This is a genomic window from Stieleria sp. JC731 (assembly GCF_020966635.1).
Lineage (GTDB): Bacteria > Planctomycetota > Planctomycetia > Pirellulales > Pirellulaceae > Stieleria.
Genome location: NZ_JAJKFQ010000026.1, coordinates 352,202 through 373,615, shown reverse-complemented (window position 1 = coordinate 373,615; position 21,414 = coordinate 352,202). Strand labels below are relative to the sequence as shown.

Genomic DNA, 21,414 nt, shown 5'->3' with positions numbered 1-21,414 from the left:
AATTTTTACGACGCACCGTCCAGCGAACCTTCGATGACTCGCTAAGGCGACATTTTTTTGGCCGATCGCGAGATGGCAACGGAGCTAAGCATCCCGATCGAGAAAATTGCCACGCCTAGACAGCTGGCTACCAACGAAGGTCCTTTCCAAAAAGGCCGGTAAGTGAATTCGACTTCCCAATCTCCCGGTGGAACCTGGACGGCCTGGTTTAGAAAGCTACTTTGCAGGACTTCAACAAAGCGTTCTTCACCCCTGTCCTCAGCTTCGGATCCACCCAGCGACCTAATTGTGGCCGTCCAGTTTCCGTCTTGGAATATGCTTCGCACCAGCAAACACGTAACATCGTTGGTGACGCGGAAATGGTGATTGTTGATCTGCGTCAGTTGACAATCCTTTGGGCGATCGGGTTCGCCGTCCGACTGTGAGTTAACATTGCCACCTTGAAGCTGCCCATTTCCCGCCGATCGCTTTTCAGGCTCAGGAGCTGGATCGTTCAGCCTAGGTACGGTCGTGACATCGCCGAGAGCCAAATCGTGAACCAGAGCGTTCATCGTTGTGGCCTGTTGCCAATTCGTTGCCAATCGTGCCATTGGTTGACTGTTGATTTTGCGTCGCGTGACGAAGACATATGCCAAACCGTCCGCTGCCATCGACTTTCGACCATCCACTTGGGATATCGCATCGACGGCAAGCCATTGCTGTAGCGATCGCCAAAATCGATCACGTTCGCTTGCAGTTAACGCGGGCAACACCTCATTGGCCTCTTTCCAAAAGTCCGACCAGTGTTTGCTCTTGATCGAAACCATGCTGTTTAGCACCGCTTGGTTGTCCGCAAGATGCCACCGTCCGAACCACGCGACGCGTTCACTTGCGGCAACTTGAAGTGCACGATTTGGCGAATCTGAACCGCGCCAACCCTCAGGCCAAACGCCTGCGTCATTGTCCTTTTGAGTCCGTAACGCTCGAGTTGATGGCACCTTTGGTGGCGTAATTTGATTGGCAACTTGCCTTTCACGCTCGATCGACACCATGGGAATTAAGTTGTAGCCGCTAAAGGCGCAATCGACTGCGATCAAAGTCAACCAAGCCGCCGATACAAAATATGGACGGGCACGGCTTGAACCACTTTGGCTCGTTGCGGACTTTGGTTTTGTAAGCCACAGAACGCCAAGAAGCATCAACAGCGACCAAAGCAATGATGTGCGAATGAGTTGAATTGCCAACGCAATGTTGAGCGGCCCCCAGTACTCGTCACGTGGAACAGGAACTTTGTGTGCTAGAGCTTGCTGAGTCCAATACCAGCTGGCGAATTGAATCGCACCAACGGAAACTAGTAATAGGCCTGCCAGAGCTAGCAACAATGACCGTTCACGTTTGATTCTAAAGTGGCTCATTTGGAAAGTTGACAACCATCGTCCCGTTACCATCGATGCCGCGATCGCAAACACAGGCAACCACTTTGCCGGATATCGAAAGCTCTCGTAGCCCGGCACGATTTGACAGAGCGCCCAGTAGAGACCTCCGGCAGCGCTGTTTGTATCCTGTAGCGTTCCAGGCAGTTGTTGCAACAGCCAAACGAGTCCGAAATGTCCAAACGACAACAGCATCGCGATGACCGCCAACATCGCAAACGGGTCCGTCGCTTCGGACCGGCGAAACAGCAGGCGACAGATCAAAGCGAAGCCGACGATGAACCCGGCGTATAGGCTGGGGGTCCACATCCTTCCGTCACCAGGAATCAGCTTCGAAATTCGCAGGTTGATTGGAAATGGATGTCCAAATGGACGTGGTGAAATGAGTTCCGCCAAGTGCCACGGTGGTACCGAAAAGTCATACAAATCGACTCGTTCAGTTGCCGAACTCGCTCGATCACTTTGGCGGCTCCAATGCCATGACGCGGCGATCTGCGGTGCGGCTATCAGGGCAGCCAAACAACATGCAGAAACTAACTGCGTTTGTTGCCGAAAAAGCCGTTGCCAATAGCCGCCCTTTGATTGCTTAGTAATAGCCTGACTGTTGGCATCATCCGATATCGTTTTGCGGCACTGCTTTTTGAAACTCTGCACAAACGACAGGAAGCCACATACCAGGACAACATGTAATGCGGTTTGTGGGTCTCCGCCAAGTACCATCATCGCCAGCGAAGCCCCGCCAAAGCAAATGCTCCGCAACCAAGCTGCCGTGCGTTTTCGTTTTTGCATCTGAGAGCAAGGTGCCGGCCCCAGCAACCATGACAATGCCCACGGCAGGTACGCGGCCCCGACCAAGAATGGCGGGTTAGACATCAACCCGAGTACGCTTCCAGACAAGGGGTAAACCAAGCTTGCAGCCGCAACCCCGAGGGACGTCATCGACCATCTGCGGGCCAGCCATCCGGCGCCGGCACTTGCCAACAATAGATGAAAGATCAGGTACGCATTCAGAGCTGCTTCCGGCGAAATTGGCAGCGAATATGCCAAATGTCGTACCGGGTATAGAACTGCAGTGGAGGACTCGCCGATTAATGGGATCCCTGTTTGATCTAGGGGATTCCAAAGCGGCATCCATTCATGCTGCGTCCGTTTTGCGACGTACTCATAGAGCGGCAGGTAGAAATGACTGGAATCGCGAAACGCGATTCGCTTGCCGGACAGAAGCGGAGAAACCGTTGCCAGGATAACCCCAACAACGAACGCAACTCCCGCGATCTGGATTCCCGAGATCCGGGGCTTCACGTCACAAGACCTTTGGTTACCGTCATAAACACATCTTCCAAAGTTGGAGCCCGATCATTGAAGCTTCGCATCCGGACCCCTTCGGCGATCATCGCCTCCATCAGTTCAGCTAAGCCTTCGTCATCGGTTTCCAACTCTGCCAACACATAGCTTGGCGCTTCCTCGATCGAACGCAAGTGTGGTGAACTTCGCAAGATCGACAGCCCAGCCTCTTTGCCTTTTACAAATTGAATCTCGACGTGGCGATTCCGGCGAATTTGACGGTAGACCTGATCGATCGGCCCGTGCATCAACAGCTGACCGCGCTCGATGATTCCGATCGAGGTGCAGCAGTCTGCCAACTCCGTCAGGATGTGGCTGCTGATTAGGATCGTTTTTCCCATTCGCCGCAGTTCTTTGAGCAGCTCTTTGACTTCGACGCGGGCACGTGGATCGAGACCGCTAGCCGGTTCGTCAAGAATCAAAACCGGCGGGTCATGAACAAGCGTTTTGGCCAGACAAAGGCGTTGTTTCATACCACGTGATAAACCGTTGACAAAGTCATCACGCTTATGTGTCAGGTCCAGCAATTCCAAAACATTGTCGATGATTTGTTTGCGATCCTTTCGACCGATGCGATAGGCCACGGCAAAGAAATCGAGAAACTCCCAAACCCGCATTCCGTCATAAACGCCGAAGTTATCCGGCATGTACCCAACCGCCTGACGGACGCCAACTGGATCCGCCATCACGTCGCAGCCAGCGACTTCGCCGCATCCACGCGTTGCCCGCAACAAGGTCGCCAGAAATCGAATCGTTGTGCTCTTTCCGGCTCCGTTGGGACCGATGAAGCCAAACGTTTCGCCTGCATCGATGTGCAGATCAAGTGACTGAACCGCGGTGAAATCGCCGTAGTCTTTTCCGAATCCGGTCAGTGTGATCATCGATTATCGTCGTGGCTAGTTTTTCGTGTCGTCAGTGCCGGATGGCGTTTCGGCAACGTCTTTGGCTTTAACCGATCTGGCGAAAGATGAAGCGAGGTTGCGATCGGTTTCGAGCGTGGGGAACGGGGGCTGTTCCAAATGAACCAGCATGACTGTTTGCGTGATGCTTTGGCTAGCACTGGGACTGATATTTAGCCCATCAATGCGACCTTCGATTCGGCAAACCAATCGTGTCGAATCCAACGGAAGAGAGTCCTTTGCGATCAACCGCTGCATCAATGCGTCGATTTTCAAGGGCAAATCGACCGTCGGGCTGATCTGATTAATCGGCACGTAGTTGACGGCAGTTGATTCACCTTGCGAAAGTGATCCGATCACCGCAGCCTCGGTGCGTCCGTCAGGTCCGCGTCGCACGACGACTCCGTCCATCAGTTCGTGATCGGAATCGTTGACCAGTTCATCATTGCTGAACGTGACCTTGCCACCCAAATCAACCATCTCTTCGCAGTGCACAAAACGCATTCGGTTACTGGCGACGGCAAAATCGACAAGTGCGGGACCCTCGGCGAAGGAAACATGAAACGCAGGTTGAATGCCAGTACCTGGATCAACTTCATCAATCAAGGGCATCGCTATCCCGTCAGCCGTTGGGAATTGCAACTCGTATCGACTGCTCAACGAATTATAGATCCCCATCAATCGAGTCAGGTGGGCTCTTGGATATCCGGCGTAAACCTCGGCAAATGCGATTTCGGTATTACTGCGTGCAAACCCGATATCCAATCGCGCTTGTCGGGCTGCCAAAGCCGCACCAATCACCGCGATGACCGGCACTGCAAACCAGGCGTATTCGAGTCGATTCATCAGTCGAAAAACGATGTAGTTGATCGGCACCAAGACAATCAAGTAGATCAACAATGATCGAATAACCAACGCCGAATCAGGAATCTCGATCCCCGCTTCACTGGTCAATGTGTCCGTCATTTGTTGCATGATATCGCTGTTATCGTTCCAGCTTGCCAGGCCCCCGACCCCGTCAACTCGATATGTCCGGTCGAAGATGCTTCCCGCTTCTTTTGATTCACCCTGTTGATTGTCAAGCTGCGAAAGGATCGCGTCTCGACTGGACAAGCGAAACTGTGTGTTTGCCGCGGCGTCAGAACCGATTCGCGTTCCGGTGAATGTCAGTTCCAGATCCTCCGGAAAGACTTCATTTTCGTCCAAGCTACCAACACCGTCAGAGAACGATGGTGCGGACTGCGAAACAACAAAGTTTCGAGCCGGCCGGTTCAGGATGACATTGTTGACGAAGCTGTCATAGGATTCCCAATCTTGAATCCAGCTGTCGAGTAGATCAAATCGTGGCTGAATGACGGCGCCTCTGCCGAACGGCTTTCTCAGAACCAGTGATGCCGTGCCTTCGAGGGGTTCAGCACCAGAGTTCAGACGCCCATCGACTGCGATGCGGCTCGATTCAGAAAGCACCAAGTTTCTTTGCTTGGCCAGGGAGCGGTCAGATTCGACAGAGTGGTTCTCCATCATCTCGGCTGCGGATTTTCCATCCAACTCAATATTGCTGGTCGGTTCGAGCGGCATCAGTTCCAGCAGCGATGTGTTTGCCACCGCGTCGCTGCCATCGGCACCGTTGATAATAAAACGGCCGCCAAACCGAACCCAATCAGCGATCGCAGACTGTTGCATCGGGGTCAACGCGTCGGCGGAAACGTCGTCCCAGAAAATCACCGCGAAGCTGCTCATATCCAACATCGTGTCGGGCAATGGCAGAATGCTCCCGTCAACTTTCGGAACGACGACGCGGTAATTGTTGTAGCGAACTTCACGATCGACATTGCCGGACTGAAAGCTGGCCCAGTTTGCCGTCTGAAAACGGGTGAAACGATCGGGACGAGTTGTCAAAACGACGAAGAAGTATTCGCTTGCATCGAGTGCGACGAAGGGTTGGCCACCGGTATCAAGGATCCCACCACTGCTCGGGACCATACGGCTTGACAAGCTGATTCGGCGTGACGATTCAGAAGACGGTAAGGGAACGTGAAAGCGGAAATCGAACCCTCGCATCTGGCCTTCGGGCAACACAACCGGACGCACCGTCTTGATCGAATTGACGGTGCCGATTTGATTTAAGTCACGGTCACGCAGGATAGCCGTCGCTTGCGTATGAAGCTCGCCACGTTGGTCACCTTGATTACTGCGCAACGATTGTTCGGCGCTCATCCAGTGCCCGGGCTTCAAAGCTCCAAAAGTAGCATTCTGATCAGCCGGATAACCGAGTGTCGCTCCGACCGAATATGCCTCTTTAGGTGCCTTGTCGTTTTCGGACGGTCCGCCGGACGTCGAAACCTGGCGACATCCCTCGCATCCAACGATTAGGGGAACGGTCAGCAGGATGTAGAGATAAAACGCGAATCGCGGCATTCGAGAGATCAGTCGCGAAGAGTAAATCGAGTAGTCATTCGGTCAATCGGCAACGCATGCGTCCCGATCGCAAAAGTTATTCTAGGCGAGTAGGCACCAAGTCGGGGCGAAGTAGTGGCTACGTTAAAGTAATTTTGTCTATTCAACAACGATACGGCTGCCGGTGTCTCGGTTGCAGATTGCTACAATGGCGTCATGCTAAGACGGAAGCAGTCGATTACTCGGCTGTCCGTAGGGAAACCAGTGGAAATAATCGTAGCGGCTGATGTACATCCTTGAGAATCCTGTGCTGCAGCGAGAGTTGCTTGTCAACCTTCGCACCAAGCGAGCCTTTGTGTTATTGGGATTGTACCAATTGCTTCTCGCGACGGTCGTGATCGCCGCTTGGCCCAACGATCAGCGTCTGGACCTGACCAGTACTCCGCCTTCGGCAACCAAGTTGGTGAACCTGTTCTTTCTGGGCCAATATGTGATCGCATCGTTGATGGCGCCAAGCTTTGCTGCCGGAACGATCGCGGGGGAGAAGGAACGCAAAACGTACGAGATGCTGCTTGCCAGTCCCCTGCGTCCGGGCGCCGTTGTGCTGGGGAAAATGGTGGCTTCGTTAACCCACCTGGGCATGTTGATTATCGGGTCGCTGCCGATCATTGTGCTATGCCTGCCTTTGGGTGGCGTCCACGTGTATGAGGTGCTTGCGGCCTACTTCGGCCTGATCGTTTCGGTGGTCTTGTTCGGAGCGATCGGCGTGTTGTGCAGCAGTTACTTTCCTCGAACAAGTAGCGCCCTTGTCGTCAGCTATCTCGCAATTTTGCCGCTGGTCATCGGTGCCTGTGTGTTTTGGGCATCCCTGGGTGACGACGGATACTTGCGTCTTCGAATTGCCACCGTGGTCTTCCCTGCTTTTGGACTGACCGCTGTGATTTTGATGGGTTCCGCTGCGGCAGGCCGGATGCTTTATCCACCTGATGTCGGCAGCGAAGGCAAAGAAGTGATCGACCTGGAGAAGGAGGCCGAAGAAGCAGTCGGACTTGTGATTCAGCCTGACCAATTTCCCGATCGTTTGTTTGCGCCGCCAAAGAAAGACGAGATGATGGCCGATGGTGCCAACCCGGTCTACGACAAGGAACTCCACAGCGAGATCTTTAGCCAAGGGACGTTGATGTTGCGTCTGGTCATCCAGATCAGCATCCTGCTAGCGATCCCGATGATGGGTTATTTCTTGTTCTTCCAACAGCATCAAGCACCCTGGTTTTGCGTTTACGTCATCGTTTTCAACATGCTGGTCGGTCCGTCGTTTTTAGCCGGTAGTATTACCAGCGAACGAGAGCGTCAGACCCTGGATTTGCTTCTGACCACTCCGTTGTCGCCGGTCCAGATTCTGTGGGGCAAGTTCATCGTCCGATTCCGTATCTCGCTTGTTCTGACAGGTTTCCTGCTTTGGCCGCTGCTGTTGGGCGCGGCACTGAACACTGCGTTTTGGTCGAACCTGATTTCGGTCGGACTGATGTTCTTGATTGTCGGAGTGGTTTGTTTGGTCAATTGTGTCGTGGCGCTGACATGTTCAATGTTCGCCCGCAAGACTTCGATCGCATTGTTGACGACTTATGCTGTCTTGTTACTGCTGTACGTTGTCCCGCCATCCCTGTCCATCGTCACTCGGATGCTGAACATGCCGGACGAAACGATCACGAACATCGACTGGACTGGGGTCACGAGTCCATTTTCGACGTTGTTTTGGCTTCCATTGAACGAAGACCTTGTCCCCGATAACAAGCTTGTAAACGATGGTTTCGTTAGCGGTGTCATCGGTTACTTCGTTTTCAGCGCAATCCTCGTGCTAGCCGCCTCAGCAGCAATGCTGGTTCGACTGCGGGGAAGAAAAGGCCTATCAGACGGCTAGCAGCTGTGTCTCTCGATTGTTGCCCTACACTGCCTGTATGCAGCATTCTTCCCCGCTGGCACTTTGGCGTCCAATGCCACTTTGTAAGCGATCAATCCCGCAGGCCGACAATTGAATGGTCCAGCATGGGCAATGCGTAGTGGCCATTGGATCATATTTAGCCACGGATCAGTCCATAAAAAAAACGCTGCAACCCTCAGTATGGAGGCTGCAGCGTTTCGCTGTTTGTCTGTCAGTTGATTGATGATCAGTGATAGATGTAGAACGAACCTCGACCACCACGATGATGATGGTAGTAGTGTGGGCGAGGATAGGACCGCAATACGTGCTCTTCGATGATGACCGGCGAAGGCTGTTGATAATGGCGCTCAATCACAACTGGCGATGGCTGCACTGGAGCCGGACGCGAAACCTGAACGGGCGCAGGTGACGTGTTCGCTGATTGCAATGCTGTGATCACGTTCTCGCTGACACCTTGTTGATGCAATGCGATGATGTCACTGACGCTGATCTTGCCAATGAAGCCGCGTTGGCGGACTTGGTTCATGATCACTTGGTCGCTTAGACCTGAACGGCTCATGCTGATGACGTCTTGCAGAGTAACCGCGGATTGCATTGCGATCGCCTGCTGCTGAGCCGCGGCTTGTTGCTGCTGAGCGTGGTAGTAGGCGGAACGCTGTTGTTGGATCTGAGCTTCTTTGTCAGCCGCGTTTCCCAGGATGCCACCGGCAACCGCGCCGACGACACCACCGATGGCAGCTCCCGCACCTGCTTCATCATTATGGTCGCCAATGATGCCACCTGCGATCGCGCCGGCAAGCCCACCCAACGCGACACCACGTTGCTTGTTCGCCTGTCCCATCGCTGTTTGGATGGTGGAAAGGCACAGAACCGCGGCAAAGCCGAACCGTACACAAGGTTTCATCAGACTGGTCCCTGATCGAATGCAGGAGGATCGAATTTCAAAGCGCCGGAATATCAAAAATGACTGGCCGCCGTCAATTGAAAAGTGATCGCGGCCAACCCGTCGCATGACATCCAGCTAGACGGACCAGGAAAGAGCCCCATGCCTGGTCGAAAAATGCGCGTCTGATTCTGTATATCGGCGAATTTCGAGATGCAAATTGCTCGGGGTAGCAAAACCCGCATAAACCTCCTGCTCACCTGCAACCCGGCGTACGTGCTAACGACGCAACTGGCTTGAAACCCTTTTCGCAGACACGAATTTGGCAGCGAAAGGTTTGACTTGGCGTTTCAGCTGTTGCCGCGTGTATGCCCCCTCCACACCACGAATGCTTCATTAGGTCGCGGTAAGGGAAACGCTATCGCCTTAGGCCGCCTCCCCCCAAACCGTGGAGGCTGATTAGCCAAGGTTCCGTTAGGATTGCACTGAAAGCCGACTGGGAAAAACTGTGCATCAACGTCTCACCAACGATCAACTTACATTCTGACCTGATCCGTTGCATGGCGGATTGAATGCACGTCTGAGGTAGGTTCATATGCCGCCCAGGTTGACCTGTACAAATACTGGCCTTCAGCAAGAAACTGATTTCGATAGCCTCTGGTAAACGTGAAATGAATTCGAAAGCGAACGACGAAACTCTCGATCATCTAGTTGAGCAACTTGACTTAGTTGTGCGCGAACAAGTCGGCGAATCTCTGGCCGATACGATGCATCGAATCCGACGACTCGCTTTCGAACGCCGAGCCGGGTTTCCGGAGGCCGAATCTCGCCTCGTGGATGAGCTAAAGCGATTGACGCCGATCGAAATGCGGTCGGTCATTCGCTGGCTAAGCCTGTTCTTTGACTTGGCAAACGTCGCCGAAGAACAACAGCGGATCGAAGTCTTGAAACAACGCGACGATGCGGCCCGAGTCAACGGCATTCCTCGGAGCGAGTCAATCGCCCATGCGATTGATACGATCAAGAAGCAGGGGATGCCAGCTTCGGAAATGCAGCGTTGGCTTGACCGATTGCAAATCGAACCGGTATTCACCGCGCACCCTTCGGAAGCCAAACGCCGAACCACGCGACAATTACTGCGACGTGTTCGAGAACTGTTGGCCCAAATCGCTGCGGAAAACTCCGAATCCGCCGAGGCCGAGCTGCTTGCCAATCTAACGGTATTGTGGCAAAGCGATTTGGTTCGCCCTGACCGACCACCAGTGATGAGCGAAGTAAGTCGGGGTGTTTATTTCGCGTCGACGCTTTGGGATGTCGTGCCGAAGACTTATCGCGAGCTCCGATCGGCGCTTCAGAAAACCTACCCGGATCACCATTTCGAAATCCCCCGTTTCATGTCTTTCGGGACTTGGATCGGTGGCGACCGCGATGGGCACCCCTTCGTGACGGCTGAAGTATCACGCAATACGTTTGCCCGTCTTCGTCGCGCGGCACTCGAAGGACATTTGGCGGAGTGCAAGCGTTTGCACAATCAAGTCGTGATGTCGGATCAACAAGTCGCATCGGATGGCGAGCTGCAAGAACGCATCGAAAGTTGCATCGCAAAAATGCCGGAACTTGGCGAACGAATCGAACCGGTTTCGAAGTCCGAAACGTATCGACGTTTCATGCGGATGTTGCAATATCGCTTGGAGCATACGCTCAATTCACTCGAAGCCGGCAACCAAGATGAAGCGGCATTCAAATCGCTTGCAGAATTTCGCGGTGATTTGGAGATGCTTCGGCAAAGCATGTTTGACCATCGTGGACGCCGCGTGGTGGACCAATACTTGCAGCCTTGGATCGATCTCGTCGACACATTCGGATTTCACTACGCATCGCTAGACATCCGGCAAAACTCCGAAGTCCACCGTGAATGTTTGCGAGAAGTCACTGCGCTGCAGCTTGGGCTGCAGTCTCCGCCGAGTGACCAAGATCTGCTGGATTATCTAGCTGACGATCACGCACCTACCACGATCGATGTTTCAAAGCTTTCGTCGACATCCAAGGAGGTGTTCGACACGTTTCTTTTGCTGGTTGACGAGTACACACGTTGGGGAATGCAGCCTATCGGTGGCTACATCATCAGCATGACCCACTCCGAAGCAGACGTGCTGACGGTGTTGTCGCTTTGGAAAACGGCTTGGATTCAGCGTCACGAAAGCGTCGATGAATTGCCTCACCTACCGATTATGCCGCTCTTTGAAACGATCGATGACCTGCGCAACGCGTCAGGAATGCTGGATCGATTGTTGGCGGACAAAGCTTATAAGCGATACTTGGCAAAGCTCGATCAGCCCAGCCAAATCGTCATGGTCGGATACTCCGATAGCACCAAAGACGGTGGCTATTTGACCGCTTGCTGGGAATTGCACCAGGCTCAGGAAAAGCTCGCTGCCGTCGCCGGCGAGAACCATGTGGATCTGACCGTCTTTCACGGTCGAGGCGGGGCACTGGGGCGAGGCGGCGGACCCGCTGCCCGTGCGATCCGATCGCTCCCCAAAGAAGCCGTGGACGGACGATTGCGTGTAACCGAACAGGGAGAGGTGCTGTCGGAAAGGTACGATGATCCCGTGATCGCGCACCGGCATTTGGAGCAGATTATCAACGCGACCCTGTTGGTCAGCGCGACACCCAGTGTTGCACCTGAGCCAAGCTGGGTTGAGGGCATGGAAATTCTGTCTGCCGAGTCGCTTCGCATCTATCGATCACTTGTCGAACATCCAGGCTTCCTTAAATACTTCGATTGTGCGACCCCGATTAGTGGAATCGAAAACCTACCGATCGGTTCGCGTCCGGCACGGCGTGGTCAACGTACCTCGCTCGCCGACTTGAGAGCGATCCCTTGGACGTTCGCATGGACTCAGTCACGGCACATCCTGCCCGCGTGGTTTGGTATCGGGAGCGCGGTCCGGAAGTTTGTCGACAGTAAGGACCCCGATTGGTCCATTTTGCGATCGATGTTTTCAAAGTGGCCGATGTTCCGTGCCTTGATCGACAATGCCGAACTCGCGCTGGCCAAGGCGGACATGCAAATCGCAAAAACGTACGCCTCCCTGATCAGTGACGAATCGAGCAACGAAATCTGGCAGCTGATTTCCTCGGAATTCGAAAAGAGTCGAGGTGCGATCTTGTTGATCAAGGAAAACCACGAGCTGCTGACGGACATCGAGTGGCTGCAGACGTCGGTCTCAATGCGAAATCCTTACGTCGATCCTTTGAACCTGTCGCAAATTCAGCTGCTCAGTCAGATGCGGTCCGGAGAGGACAGCGAGGAGCTGACAAGCTTGTTGCGTTTGTCAATTCAAGGTATCGCCGGCGGTTTACGAACCACCGGCTAGCACGGCAGGCATACTCAAGGCCGAACACTGATTTCGAAACGTCCCAGTTGTGATCGATCAGTGTTCGAACAGTGGGAAACAGGGGTTTTCAGTTCCAAATCTGCTTCGCGAAAGATTTCACGAGTGTGATTGACATTGACAACCCGCACCATTATTTTAATGCGAATCATTCTCAACTAGCTTTTACGTGTAGCAAGCAAGGCAGGCAGACCGGCCACAGCGAAACCGCTGATGGCCCGGCACCAACCCAGCAAGCGAGTTAAAGGCGCGGCGACCGCAAGTGCGGTTGGCCGACTGACCACTCGACTTTCAACTGGGAACCTCCCTATGGGCCTTAGCCTGCGTCTATCTGTACGTCCGATCCTTGGCTTGATCGGAGCCTTCTTGGTTTCAACCGCCGTAAAAGCGGACATTTACGCACCCGGTGATTCGGTTCCCGATACCAGCAGCGAAGTCTTCGGATGGCTGCGTGGAGACGCGGGCAGCACCTACAGCGGCTGGGATCTTTTTGAAAACAACACGAGCCCGAACGATCCAATTGCTGGATACACCGACGTCACGCCCGATGCCCCTGGACAATTCGGCGATGTCGCTTCGTTTACGGTTAGCCCCGGATCGATCGCGACCGGAAGCGGAAACATCTATTCACCTTTCGCGGCACTGTCGTTCTACAGCATCGTGCCAACGGGAACGGCCGGATCGAATACACGAATCGTTGCGCAGTTCCGTTCGATTGGCGAACTCGACTATGACTCGATTTTGCTTTCCGCCAGCACTGGAACTGCGGGCACGATCGCACCGACCATGATGAAGGAAACCGGGCGTGGAGTCGGTGGCGGTGGCGGCTTCTCTGGCGAGAGCGTCGACTACCTGGCGCTTTGGGACATTTCTGATAGCCAAGCAGAGTACCGAATCGATTTCGCGACACCGGCTCCCCACGTGTCACTGGATCAATTCCACGTCGATTCGTTCACATCGAACACTGCGTTTGTCTCGCCAACCGCTATTCCTGAGCCCAGTTCGTTTGCCGCGATCGGCATGATCGGTGGGCTACTGACCCTGCGTCGTCGTCGCCGGAAAACGGCCGATCGCTAAACGCACGTATTTCTACAGCAACACGTTCACTCCATTGCCCACGCGGGGGCTGCAATGATCGGATTGAAAACTTCGCAGCGTGCTGAAACATTCCACCATCGGCACGGATTCACATTGGTCGAACTGTTGGTCGTCATCGCGATCATCGGGATGCTAGTCGGACTACTGATGCCAGCTGTCCAGGCGGCTCGTGAAGCGGCCCGACGCATGTCCTGTTCGAACAACATGAAGCAAATCGGATTGGCAATGCATAACTACAACGACGTGCATCGCAAATTGCCACCGAGTGCTCTTGGTGTGCGAATCGGTGGGACGGAACGTGAACCGGTACAGGCGGCAGGGCTGACGGGATGGGTTTCGATTTTGCCTTATGTCGAGAATCAAGCGTTGTATGACGAGTTCGATTTCGAGTACAGCGCATGGGACCCGATCAATGCGGAACCGGCAAAGAAGACACCCGAAGTCTATCGCTGTCCTTCAGTCCCCTATCCCGATGGAAGCGGCGCGCTGGAAGGCTATTCCAGCTACGCACTTTCCACCGGAACGAAAAAGTACCGCAACGAGCTGCACAACGGTGCGATCGTTGATGCGATGAACGTGTTTCGAGGCGAACGTGTGAACGCGGGAATTGATCCGAATCGTTCTTGGATGCACTGGATCAATATCGCTGATATCAGCGCGTCAGATGGGACCTCAATGACGTTGCTGGCGGGTGAGTATGGCCGCCAGGTCCGTGACACCAGCAATCTGCCATTTCCTTACCCAGGCGGTGGTGGAGAGTCTTTCGGACAGTGGGCGGTCAGCTACCCGTATCATTCGACTGCTTCGGTATTTGGCAAATTCAATGCCTATCACATCTCCATCTTGGACATCCCTTCCTACGAATCCTTTCGCAGTCAACACGCTGGCGGTGTCCAATTCGTTTTGGCCGACGGCAGTGTTCGCTTCCTGACGGAATTTGTTGATGCGACGGTACTCGGCAATCTTGCTTCGCGCAACGATGGCAAGGTTCTAAATGGAGACCCTTGGTGATGAATGATCGAACATTCAAAGTTCGACGCAGTGATCAAGGCAACTTTTTGCGGACCAGTTTCGCTCTGTGCAGCCTATCCCTTTGCATTGCGTTGGCTGGTTGCACCAAGGAGCTATCGGTCGGCATTCAAGCCGGTGGCACTGTCACCGTTGACGGTAAACCTCTGTCGGGTGCCGTCATGACTTTCGAGCCGATGGGATCGACCACCGGCCCCAGCGCCTCGGCACCAATCTTTGGCGGTTCATTTCGTTTGACCGATGACAACGGGCTGCACGGTGGAAAATATCGGATTCGAATCTCGATGATTCCTGCGGGAATTTTGCGATCGATCCCAAAGGAACAGCAAGTCGGTTTGCCCCCATCTGACTCGGTAATCGCACCGGAGTACGACGGGAAAAGCAAACTCGAATGGACGCTGCTTCCTGACCAAGACAATACATTAGAGTTTGACGTTAGTTTTCTTTAGAGCCTTAAGAAACTGGTAGTGACATGATTCGACGTTGTTTTTCCTCGCGATACGGCCTGACTTCGCTGATGGCTCTGACCGTCGCGTTGCTGATCGGCCGCGCCGCCGATGCTCATATGGCGTGGCTCGGTTCGACTCCCGAAGGCGAGGTGATCTTTTGGTTTGGCGAATCAACCGAGGACCGCACGTACCATCTGCCCGAGCGAATTGCAAAGATCGCGATCCGAAAAAGCAGTTCGTCGTCACCAATCGCGATGTCGACGGTTGAGACAGATGACCTGCACGGTTTGAAAAGCGATAAAGCGATTGGAAAGGCCGACGAGTATTTCGGGACGGCAACCTACGGACTTTATCATGGCATGAAGCTAACCTATCACGTCGAACATCTACCGCAATCAAGTCCTGCAGACTGGCCGACCGTAGTTCGCGACGACGCTAAGTTGCAAACGGTGATTCGTGGTGAAACTGCTGATTCAATTTCAGTCACGGTGCTTGCAGATGGTAAGCCACTGGAAAACACAAAAGTAAGCCTTTATGGCGCCCACGGCGAAGTGAAGGCGACTGCGGATACCGATGGCAAGGGCCAGGTAAAGTTCAGCGCCGATAAGATGACACAAGGTCTCAATGCGGTGTTGGTCGGTGTGACCACAAAAAACATCGAAGGTGAACTCGATGGCGAGAGTTACCAAAGCACTGCCGACTATCTGACATCGACATTCTATTTCGAAGGCACCGACGCCGGCCCCAAAACCGAACGCGTCATGGATCGTCCTACCGAAGAGTCTTCCGTGAAAGCGGAATTGAAGTCTTCAGGGCTTGCTGACTTGCCAGAAGAGTTGACCAGTTTTGGAGCGGCCTATTGCGATGGCAAAATCTATGTCTACGGCGGTCACACCGGAGAAGCCCACTCTTACTCGATCGATGAACAATCCGATCGCCTCTGGAGCTTGGATCTAACCGACAACGATGCTCAGTGGACCAAACTTGCTTCCGGTCCACGTTTGCAGGGCCTCGCGTTGGTTCCTTACAAAGACTCGTTGATTCGAATCGGCGGTTTCACCGCAATGAACAAAACCGGAGACGAGCACAAGCTTGTCTCGCAAACCAGCGTTGCCAAGTTTGATCCGGCTTCGGGCAAATGGTCCGATCTGCCGGCTCTTCCCGAGCCACGGTCTTCGTTTGATGCCGCCGTAATGGGAGACAAGGTCTATGTCATCGGCGGATGGAAACTTGACGGCACCGAAGAAGGCCAACAGTGGCACCAGTCGGCATACAGTTTGGACCTGTCCGACTCGAATGCTCAGTGGCAAGCACTTCAACAACCGCCATTTCAGCGTCGTGCCCTCAGCGTTGCTGCGTTCGATGGAAAGATCTATGCGGTTGGCGGCATGCGTTCAGAACGCGGACCAACCACAGAAGTCTCCGTGTATGACGCTGCAAACGACAAGTGGTCCGAAGGGCCGTCGATCCCCGGCGGCGGAATGTCAGGCTTTGGCAGTTCTTCTTTCGCTTGCTCGGGCCATCTTTTCGTCACATCAATGGATGGTGGGCTGCACATGCTCAGTGCTGATGGCGACGCCTGGGAAACGCTGACGACGACCGATCCGGCTCGATTTTTTCACCGCATGATCCCAATCGCAAAGGACCAGATGTTGATGATCGGCGGGGCAAATATGGAAATCGGAAAATTCACCGAGGTCCAAACGATTCAGCTATCTGGACTATAGACAGACCAAACAGCCGCCCAGTGATTTGGTTCAGCTTGATTTTCGGATGAGGCGTTAGCCCCGGTTGTCCATGCGAGAACCGCCGCTAACGCGGTTCGGCTGATAGGGTTTTGAGATCAGCCGATTGGGCGTTAGCCTCGGTTGTTCCCGTGGGAACCGCCGCTAACGCGGTGCGGCTCATAGGGTTTTGGATCAGCCGAATGGGCGTTAGCCCCGGTTGACTGTAAAAGAACTGCCGCTCGTGCGGTGCGGCTGATAGTGTTCCGACCCTTCATTGCATTAGGTGCCGCGTCGGTTTCCGAACCATCGAATCTGCATGCGATCGCAATAAACGTAGCCATGCGATTCGGCGATCGGTTTGAGCCACTCGAGCGCGTCGTCCATTTCCTTTGTCGTTACGCCTTGCGGCATGATGTAGACATGGTTTGGACGAGAGCACAATTGCGACACGATCGTTTCGACTTCGTCAAACTGTTCTGCCGAAGCGACGACGAACTTCAGCTGATAGTCTTTCGCCGCCTCAATCAAACGTTTCATGACGCCGATCGGCATTCGTCGTGATTCGTGCAACTGGCTCCAACGCGGATGATCGACCGGATTCGGAGTGCTGCTGGCCAGCTTAGGACTTAACGAAAGCAGGTCGCAACGGATCGGCTTATCGATGGTTCCTGCGGTTTCGATTGTCAAGTGAAATCCACTCTGCTGCAGCGCATCGCAAAGGTCTCCGATGGCCGACGGCAGCAGAGGCTCCCCGCCAGTCAAGACGACGTGCTTGGCACCACTCGCATGTGCCGCTTCGAGGATCTGTCCGATGGACTGCGTTTCTCCGCTGGGGCTCCAAGACGCATAGGGGGTATCACAGAACCAGCAACGAAGATTACACCCACTGGTGCGGATGAAAAAACTTGGCGTTCCGGTAAGCTTTCCTTCCCCTTGACGGCTAAAAAAAGTCTCGCTGACGAACAACGATTTCGTCGTGTTGTCTTCGAGCGGATTCTGCTCATTTAGCCGTGGCGCACGTTGGTTTTGCCGACCGGTTGAGACCGATCCAGTCGAGTGCTCGTTTGGATCGACATCGCCAGTTGGGCGTCCCCTGGTCGAGTTAGCCGGGGCGTGCGACACTTGTGTTTTACCCAATGGAGATCTTGATCGTTGAGTGAGTCAAAGAATTTTCGCGAAATCCTGGAGGTGTTCGAGAACCCCAGCCAATCGCGTGATTTTAAAATCGTCCACCACTGCCCCGAATTCACGTCGGTGTGCCCGAAAACCGGCCAACCGGACTACGGCAAGATTATTTTCACCTACGTTCCGGACAAGGTCTGTGTGGAGCTGAAAAGCCTAAAAATGTACCTCCAAGCCTTTCGAAATGAAGGGATCTTTTACGAGGCCATCACCAACCGGATCATGGACGACTTTCTCGCCGTTGTACAGCCGAAAACTGCGACAGTGGAAAGCCAGTGGACCCCTCGCGGTGGTCTCCACAGCAACATCGTCGTTGAATACCCCACCCCCGAAGCCTCCTAATTCCCACCTAAGATGTCTGACCAGATTCCTGTCCTGTTGAGTGGCTTTGCAGATGAAGCCGCCAACGAAAAATTGGCTGTGCAGCAGTTTTCCGCTTTCGCGGCACTCGGACTACGCTACTACTCGATTCGGTTTATCGACGCCGGTGAAGGCATCAAGAACGTCATGATGCTCTCCGATTCGGAGATCGAGCATGTCAAAAAGATGCAGTCCGATTACGGACTAAAAGTTAGCAGCATTGGTTCGCCGATCGGCAAAGTAAAACTCTGCGACGTCGATGACGGAACTTCGAATAAGTTCATTCCGTTCGAACAGTATTTGGCAGAAGACGTCAAAACCGCGTGTGATCGAGCCGAGGCTTTTGGTGCCAAACTGATTCGCGGCTTTTCGTTCTATCATCCCAAAGGCAGCGACCCGACCGAGCACATCGATCAGGTCGCAGACCAACTAGGCCAGATCGCCGAAGCGTGTGATAAACGGGGGCTGACCTTCGGCCTGGAAGTCGAAGCCAATTTGGTCGGGCAAACAGGTGAGACCCTCGCGGCCATCGCAAAGAAGGTGAACCATCCGGCGATGCTCACGATCTTTGACGGTGCGAACATTGTCACTCAAGGCTTCACCGCTGACGAAACGTACGCGCAGTACTTGGCGATGAAACCCAGCATGGGCTGGTTGCATATCAAAGACTATCACGATCCGTCACCAACCGGACGCATCGAGCATGTTGATGAAGCCAGCTTGGCGAACTTTGTTCCAGCCGACTGTGGCGACAGCGGTCACGAAGCGATCCTTCGGGACCTGAAAGACTTCCTGCCAGAGCTTCATCGTCGAATGACCGATCGTGGTGCCGACGGAGTCTTTCTTGACCTCGAACCACATGTCAAAGGTGGTGGGCAGTTCGGCGGATTCAGCGGTCCTGACGGATTTGGCGTTGCCCTTCGAGGACTTTGCCGCGTCCTCGACTACGTGCGAATTCCCTATGACCTTCGCGGATTTTCGGACATCAAAGGCTGAGCCGCGTTAGCGGCGGTTCTCGTGCGGACAACCGGGGCTAACGCCCATTCGGCTAATCCGAAAATCAAACTGCAGTCCCATGAGCCGCACCGCGTTAGCGGCGGTTCACGCATGGACAACCGGGGCTAACGTCCATTCGGCTGATCCGAAAGCCTATCAGCCGCACCGCGTTAGCGGCGGTTCTTGCATGGGCAACCGGCACTAACTGCTAAACCGGCAAAGCGGAATCATCCACCAACCTCATTGATCCTTGGTGGATGAACTGGGAAACCACGACCTATTGCGGCTGTCGGATCGGATTCCAGTCATCGGTAGACTTCGGCCGATGCGCCAGGCGGGTCGGACGAAGGCGTTCGGGATGACCAGTATTTGAAGCTTCGAGCGTCGCATTTTGCAGGACCGATTTCCCAAGCGAGTGGTTCACACCCTGTTGATGCCGTGCTCGGTTGCCGAAGTACGGATTGACTTGGACGCCAATTTGCTGGTTCCCAGGATCGTGTTGATAAACACTGTCTTCATTCGGTTGAAGCAACGAACGTTCCTCGGCTCCCTCTAGCGTTTCTTCATCCGTATTTAGCACGTCTTCGAACCAAGCTTTGTCGTCCAATAAAATTTCCTCTCGCTGACTTGGAGCAGGAAGATTTTCGATGGCGCGTTCGGGCGGCGACTCCAGCACTCGCGATCCTGGAGTAGGTGGCAAAGTCTCTGGCGTATCAAGATCACTTGGCGAGATCAGTGGCTGATCATCGAAGTGTGGTTCAGGCTCCACACCCGGCTTCGGTCCAGCACTTTGTTGAGGTGGAGCGGACTGAATCGCAGTTGAACCCGAGTGAACCGGGTGCCCCGATTGTGGCAACTGCATCACCGGCGGGGGAACCGGCATCTGTGACTGGTGAGTTGTCACTGTTTGGTGCGTTGTCGATGGCCTGTAGTGATAATGCGTTGACGCACGATGCTGCACACTTGGCTGGCCGCCAGCATTTAGGTTGGCGAAGATCGACGGTGGTGGCATGACCACCTGGGTTCGAGCGTTATAGGGCATGGGAGGCGCTGGCCTGCACAGGCCCCTCGAACACTGGCCCCTCGAACAATCATCGCAATCCTGGCAGACATTTGCTTTCTTCGGTAACGCTGTACCCGACGGATAAATCTGGTTAGATGCCTGGCATGCCGGCGGCGTATTGAATTGGGCGTTGAATGAGGCCGGTGGAAGGTCAGCACCAGGGCGGCATCCCCCGTCACGACATGTGTGGTAACCGTCGCCCCAGCCGACTCCGATCAACCGTCCGACTCGCTGAATCGTTTCCGGCGTGTCCGCAACGACGCTACTTCCTGAAACGCAAACAAAGCCGACAAATAAGAGCTTTGCCAGACGTCCGACATCACCGCGCCGGAGTGGGTGCATTGGGCTTGGAAGTTTCATTGAATTGTGGCGTGCGTCCATTTCACGTCTCTTGAAGCAATGGCTCGTTCGGCTGGCTGATGCCGCTGATCGGTAAAATCGGCATTTCAGTCGCTTCTGGTCAAATCGGTGGGGGGCGGAAAGGCGTTGTCACCGGAAAAAACAACACGGTCATGCTGCTTAGTGCGACTTTGACGATTGTTTGCTGCCTTACGGGCTCAGTTGGGTGAAGAATGAACCTCGAATTGCTTGGCACTACATCCGCTTGAAAGCTACCGTTTCACGCCGACTTGTGCGGCAATCGTTGATACATCAAGCGTCTCAGGCTCGTCAAACTGATCAAATCATGCCAAATCGCCGCCGATTTCTAGTCGACCCACCTGTTCAGCTCGCCATCATCCGCCGAATGCTGATGCACTGGTGTCTCGCCGTCCTCGCACTGATGTCGATCGGCGTGTTGGTCCAGATGATGTACGCAACTGAAACAGTTTCTATCTCCGAAGCGATTTCGAAATCTTACGCGGCACAGGCGCCGCTGTTGGCATTGCTATTCGTCCTCATGCCTGTCTACGCGTGGGATGTGGTCAAGCTAAGTCATCGTTTCGCAGGCCCCATGTTGCGACTGCGCGGCATCCTCAGCGAACTGGCTGATGGTGGTACCGCCAGTACACTGCGTTTTCGTCCAGGCGACTTTTGGCACGAAACTGCGGCGGACTTCAATCGCTTCTATGAGACTCACATGGCGTTAAAGAAACGCTGCGAAGAACTCGAATCGCTATTAGAACGATACCAAGCGACAGAGCACAAAGAAGAGTCGGTCGAAGCCGAGACGGCTCAATAATCGCCACCATCTGGGTGCCTCATCACCAGTATCTATAACTGAATCATTCCGGTCG

General features: G+C 54.1%; 15 protein-coding genes. 9 read left to right on the top strand and 6 right to left on the bottom strand.

Translation table 11 applies throughout. The features are described from left to right. Positions 1–41 precede the first annotated feature (41 nt). From LOC67_RS24145 to LOC67_RS24135, 3 genes are read right to left on the bottom strand one after another with little or no spacing between them, the layout of a single operon-like run. Positions 42–2,714, bottom strand: a complete 2,673-nt coding sequence (locus LOC67_RS24145) for a hypothetical protein (protein ID WP_230265408.1) — start codon at positions 2,712–2,714, stop codon at positions 42–44. Further along, on the bottom strand, positions 2,711–3,637 hold the full coding sequence (locus tag LOC67_RS24140) for an ABC transporter ATP-binding protein (RefSeq protein WP_230265407.1): 927 nt from the start codon (positions 3,635–3,637) through the stop codon (positions 2,711–2,713). The genes LOC67_RS24145 and LOC67_RS24140 overlap by 4 nt, the downstream gene beginning before the upstream one ends. Positions 3,638–3,652: 15 nt before the next feature. Beyond that, complete coding sequence (locus LOC67_RS24135; RefSeq protein ID WP_230265406.1) at positions 3,653–6,073, bottom strand: hypothetical protein; 2,421 nt, start codon at positions 6,071–6,073, stop codon at positions 3,653–3,655. Between the two features lie 265 nt (positions 6,074–6,338). On the opposite strand from LOC67_RS24135, the gene LOC67_RS24130 reads away from it, so the two are divergent. Beyond that, on the top strand, positions 6,339–7,973 hold the full coding sequence (locus tag LOC67_RS24130; RefSeq protein WP_230265405.1) for an ABC transporter permease subunit: 1,635 nt from the start codon (positions 6,339–6,341) through the stop codon (positions 7,971–7,973). Between the two features lie 247 nt (positions 7,974–8,220). Here the strand turns inward: LOC67_RS24130 and LOC67_RS24125 are convergent, their stop codons facing one another. Beyond that, positions 8,221–8,898, bottom strand: coding sequence for a glycine zipper domain-containing protein (locus tag LOC67_RS24125; protein WP_230265404.1), 678 nt, complete (start codon positions 8,896–8,898; stop codon positions 8,221–8,223). A 650-nt stretch (positions 8,899–9,548) separates the two neighbouring features. Here LOC67_RS24125 and ppc point away from each other — a divergent pair. From ppc to LOC67_RS24100, 5 genes are all read left to right on the top strand, one after another. Continuing rightward, entirely contained in the window at positions 9,549–12,257 is a 2,709-nt protein-coding gene (gene ppc / locus LOC67_RS24120) for a phosphoenolpyruvate carboxylase (protein WP_230265403.1), read from the top strand. 231 nt (positions 12,258–12,488) lie between these two features. After that, the gene (locus tag LOC67_RS24115) at positions 12,489–13,352 is read left to right on the top strand and encodes a PEP-CTERM sorting domain-containing protein (RefSeq protein WP_230265402.1); all 864 of its coding nucleotides are present in this window, start codon (positions 12,489–12,491) and stop codon (positions 13,350–13,352) included. A gap of 54 nt (positions 13,353–13,406) precedes the next feature. Continuing rightward, complete coding sequence (locus tag LOC67_RS24110; RefSeq protein ID WP_230265401.1) at positions 13,407–14,384, top strand: DUF1559 domain-containing protein; 978 nt, start codon at positions 13,407–13,409, stop codon at positions 14,382–14,384. Continuing rightward, positions 14,384–14,851, top strand: a complete 468-nt coding sequence (locus LOC67_RS24105; protein WP_230265400.1) for a hypothetical protein — start codon at positions 14,384–14,386, stop codon at positions 14,849–14,851. Before LOC67_RS24110 ends, LOC67_RS24105 begins: the two co-directional genes overlap by 1 nt. A 23-nt stretch (positions 14,852–14,874) precedes the next feature. Further along, positions 14,875–16,578, top strand: coding sequence for a Kelch repeat-containing protein (locus tag LOC67_RS24100; RefSeq protein WP_230265399.1), 1,704 nt, complete (start codon positions 14,875–14,877; stop codon positions 16,576–16,578). 279 nt (positions 16,579–16,857) lie between these two features. On the opposite strand, the gene LOC67_RS24095 is transcribed toward LOC67_RS24100, so the two are convergent. Beyond that, complete coding sequence (locus LOC67_RS24095; RefSeq protein WP_230265398.1) at positions 16,858–17,715, bottom strand: 7-carboxy-7-deazaguanine synthase QueE; 858 nt, start codon at positions 17,713–17,715, stop codon at positions 16,858–16,860. 15 nt (positions 17,716–17,730) lie between these two features. On the opposite strand from LOC67_RS24095, the gene queF reads away from it, so the two are divergent. Next, positions 17,731–18,102, top strand: a complete 372-nt coding sequence (gene queF, locus LOC67_RS24090; protein ID WP_230265397.1) for a preQ(1) synthase — start codon at positions 17,731–17,733, stop codon at positions 18,100–18,102. Positions 18,103–18,114: 12 nt separating this feature from the next. Beyond that, positions 18,115–19,116: a sugar phosphate isomerase/epimerase family protein gene (locus LOC67_RS24085; protein WP_230265396.1), complete on the top strand. Its 1,002-nt coding sequence runs from the start codon at positions 18,115–18,117 to the stop codon at positions 19,114–19,116. A gap of 277 nt (positions 19,117–19,393) precedes the next feature. On the opposite strand, the gene LOC67_RS24080 is transcribed toward LOC67_RS24085, so the two are convergent. Beyond that, positions 19,394–20,158, bottom strand: coding sequence for a hypothetical protein (locus tag LOC67_RS24080; protein WP_230265395.1), 765 nt, complete (start codon positions 20,156–20,158; stop codon positions 19,394–19,396). A gap of 706 nt (positions 20,159–20,864) precedes the next feature. Between LOC67_RS24080 and LOC67_RS24075 the strand changes: the two genes are divergently transcribed. Beyond that, on the top strand, positions 20,865–21,359 hold the full coding sequence (locus LOC67_RS24075; RefSeq protein ID WP_230265394.1) for a hypothetical protein: 495 nt from the start codon (positions 20,865–20,867) through the stop codon (positions 21,357–21,359). Positions 21,360–21,414: the final 55 nt, after the last annotated feature.